2 protein-coding genes are annotated in these 1,097 nt (G+C 60.9%); one reads left to right on the top strand and one right to left on the bottom strand.

Translation table 11 applies throughout. From position 1 onward, the window contains the following. The first annotated feature begins 286 nt into the window (after positions 1-286). On the top strand, positions 287-553 hold the full coding sequence (locus tag GY937_25280; protein ID MCP5060029.1) for a hypothetical protein: 267 nt from the start codon (positions 287-289) through the stop codon (positions 551-553). 285 nt (positions 554-838) lie between these two features. Here the strand turns inward: GY937_25280 and GY937_25275 are convergent. Next, the coding region (locus GY937_25275) for a hypothetical protein (protein MCP5060028.1) at positions 839-1,097 on the bottom strand (259 nt) is incomplete at its 5' end.

The raw sequence follows: 1,097 nt of genomic DNA, 5'->3' as shown, positions 1-1,097 counted from the left end.
TCCGGTCGAGCCGGGAGGGCGTTCGCCCTGGGTCAAGGACCTTTCGACCCGGAAGATCTGAATCGGAATCCGGAACGGCGGGCTGCGTCGCCCCCCGGCCAAATGATCAGATTTCTACGCTTCTGAGTGAGCGTCTACAGGGTGGCGCCAAGACCTCATGAACACGGTCTCCTCCGGCCCCAGCTACGAGACCTGCCGTTCCGCGCGTACATTCTCTTCACTCGATGGCCTGCGGTGCTTGAGCATCCTCGCAGTGGTATGACACCATGCCGGAGCGCCATCCAGCTTGCGGACAGGCGCTCTCGCCAACGGTTTCCTCGGCGTCGACCTCTTCTTCGCCATCAACGCCTTCTTGATCGTCACGCTGCTGCTCCGCGAACGAGAGCGGAACGGGCGATTGGCATTGGGTCGCTTCTATGTCCGCCGTGCGCTCAGGATCTTCTCGCCCTACTACGGATTGTTGCTCGCCTTGACGCTGCTCCTCCTGACGGTCGGGAGTGGAGCGAGCATGCGATCTCCCTTCTTCGAAGAGCTCCCGTACTACCTGACCTAGACCTGCAACTGGATCCCTACGAATACATTGCTGGGAATCAGCTGGTCCCTCGCAGCGGAAGAACAATTCTATCTGCTTTGGCCACCTATCGGTTGAACCTGGGCGGCACCGTGGTGAACGGGTTCGCGCCCGATTGGTCCCCGAGTGGCCCGCCCGATCTTTCCTGTGGACGATGAATTCGGTTGGGAGCCGTCCCCTCAGATTTTTCGATCACTCGGTGATCTTGAGTGAGCCGAGAGACCGATTGACTCGTAGCACCTCGGGGAGTAGACGTGGTGGAACGTCCTACTCAATCGCCCCGAAGCGCTCCAGCACTTCAACAACCGCCCCCGTATCGACGACACCAGACGGTTCGCGCGATGTTACAGCCGGATGCCGCAATGCAACCCACAGCGGCGTAAGACCGCGGTCGTCGCGGTGATTCGGAGCTGCCCCGGCTTGGAGAAGAACCTCGGCGATCATTGGCTTGGCGAAAGCTGCAGCGACATGCAACGCCGTGCGACCTCCGAGCCCGGGCATGTCGACCTTCGCACCTTCTTCCAAC

This window comes from bacterium, assembly GCA_024228115.1.
Taxonomy (GTDB): Bacteria; Myxococcota_A; UBA9160; order UBA9160; family UBA6930.
Note: the sequence above shows the minus strand (reverse complement) of the source record. Positions and strands in the feature narration are given on the sequence as shown.